The sequence below is a fragment of the Micromonospora sp. 4G55 genome, from assembly GCF_016803375.1.
On record NZ_JAEVHN010000804.1, the window covers coordinates 1 to 2,508 of the forward strand.

The 2,508-nt window shown below is 72.1% G+C and carries 1 protein-coding gene and 1 pseudogene; both read right to left on the reverse strand.

Going from position 1 to position 2,508, the window contains the following annotated elements; translation table 11 throughout:
- The coding region (locus JNW89_RS34450; protein ID WP_238452217.1) for a hypothetical protein at positions 1-339 on the reverse strand (339 nt) is incomplete at its 3' end.
- 93 nt (positions 340-432) lie between these two features.
- Positions 433-2,508, reverse strand: a pseudogene (gene hrpA / locus JNW89_RS34455) (ATP-dependent RNA helicase HrpA); the annotation flags it as partial.

The following is a 2,508-nucleotide window of genomic DNA, read 5'->3' on the forward strand; positions in this document are numbered from 1 at the left end:
GGGGGTTACCAGCGGCGTTCGGCGCGCCACTGGTCGGGCGGCCGCCACCGCCCGCTTGGCGGACTCGCGGTTGGCGCGGCGCTCGTCGCGGTGCTGGAAGCCGCGGTAGAGCTTGTACCCGGCGTAGAACGGGACGAAGAACGCGGGGACGAAGACCACGCCGCGGCTCGCGCCGGTGGCAATCAGGTGCCACGCGTTCCCGGCCGCGCAGACGGCGAAGAACGCGGCGAGCACCCGGTCGACCACGGAGGTGGTGGCGAACGACGTCACGGCAACACCGAGCAGCGCCACTGCGCTGGCCACCAGAACCACGATGTAGAAGACGATGAGCATGGACACACGGCACCCCGGGGATCGAAGCCGGTCGCCGATGACCGGTGGCGCACACGATAATGAAGCGCCGCCCTCCGCGCCGCCCCGTTCGCCGCCGGCCTAGCGGCCCTCGGCGTCGTCCATCGCCCGGTAGATCCGCTGCTCCGACACCGGATACGGGGTGCCGAGGGCCTGGGCGAAGACGCTCACCCGCAGCTCCTCGATCATCCACCGGATCTGCCGCACCGCCGTCGAGTTGCGGCGGCTCGGCGGCAGCGCGGCGAGCATGTCGGCGTACTCCTTCTGTACCACCGCGATCCGGTCCTGCTGCTGCTTGTCCCGCTGCGGGTTGCCCGGCAGCCGGTCCAGGCGCCGCTCGATCGCGGTCAGGTAGCGCAGCAGGTCGGGCAGGCGCGCATATCCGGCCTCGGTGACGAACCCCTTGTGCACCAGCCCGGAGAGCTGGTTGCGGATGTCGGCCAGGGCGGCCACCACGGCCAGGTTCCGGGTCGCGCCGAGCCGCTGCTCCACCGCGTACGCGGCGGCGAGGACCCGGCGGACCCGATCCATCACGTCGACCACCGTGTCGATCAGGTCGGCGCGGACCCGCTCGCGCAGCGCGGCGAAGCCCTCGGCGTCCAGGCCGGCCCGCCCGCGTCGGCGATCAGCTTGTCGATCGCGGCTCCGGCGGCGTCGGAGATCAGCTCCTGCACCCCGCCGTGCGGGTTGCGGCTGAGCGCCAGCTTCGCCTCGTTGGAGAGCCGGCCCTGGAGGAACTTCGCCGGCGACGGCACGGTCAGCCGCAGCAGCCGCCGGGTGCCCGCCCAGTGCGCCGGGGCCTGCTCGGCCTCGGAGTCGAACACCTTCACCCCGACCGTCGCGCCCTCGTCGACCAGCGCCGGGTACGCGGTCACCGCGTATCCGGCCCGGACCTGCTCGATGGTGCGAGGAAGATCGTCGACGCTCCACTCACGGAGGCCCGTCCGGGCGACGTCCGGCGCGGCGGCGGCCACGACCTGGCGTACCTCCTGGCGGAGCTGGCGTTGCAGGGCCGGCAGGTCCTTGCCCTCGGCGACCGGTTTGTTCTCCTCGTCGAGCACCCGGAAGCTGACCCGCAGGTGGGCCGGCAGCCGGTCGACGTCCCAGGCGTCGCGCGGCACGGTGACGCCGGTCATCCGGCGCAGCTGCCGGGTGAGCGCGTCCAGCAGCGGCTCCTCGCCGGCCGGCATCGCCGCCAGCGCGGCCCGGGCGTAGTCCGGCACCGGGACGAAGTTGCGCCGGACGGCCTTGGGCAGCGACCGGATCAGCGCGACGACCAGTTCCTCGCGCAGCCCCGGCACCTGCCAGTCGAAGGTCTCCGCCGGCACCTGGTTGAGCAGCGGCAGCGGGATGTCCACGGTCACGCCGTCGGTCGGGGTGCCCGGGTCGAAGGTGTAGGTCAGCGGCAGGGTGACCCCGTCGGCCTGCCACTCGTCCGGGTAGTCGGCCTCCTCCACCCCGCCACGACCGGCGTTGATCAGCAGCTCGCGGGTGAAGGTGAGCAGCTCCGGCTGCTCCCGGCGGATCTTCTTCCACCACGAGTCGAAGTGCCGGCCGGAGACCACGTCGGCGGGGATGCGCGGGTCGTAGAAGTGGAAGATCGTCTCGTCGTCGACCAGGATGTCCCGCCGCCGGGCCCGGTTCTCCAGCTCCTCGATCTCGGTGAGCAGCCGCTGGTTGTCCCGCCAGAACTGGTGGTGCGTCTGCCAGTCGCCCTCCACCAGGGCGTGCCGGATGAACAGCTCCCGCGACAGCGCCGGGTCGATCCGACCGAAGTTGACCTTGCGGGAGGTGACCAGCGGGATGCCGTACAGGGTGACCTTCTCGTAGGCCATCACCGCGGCCTGCTTCTTCTCCCAGTGCGGCTCGCTGTAGCTGCGCTTGACCAGGTGCTGCGCCAGCGGCTCGACCCACTCCGGCTCGACCCGCCCGGCGACCCGGCCCCAGAGCCGGGAGGTCTCCACCAGCTCGGCGGCCATCACCCAGCGCGGTGGCTTCTTGAACAGCGCCGAGCCGGGGAAGATCGCGAACTTCGCACCGCGCGCCCCCAGGTACTCGTGCTTCTGCGCGTCCTTGAGCCCGACATGGGACAGCAGGCCGGGCAGCAGCGACTGGTGCACCTTCGGGGTGTCGATCTCCTCCGGCAGGTCCGCGGTC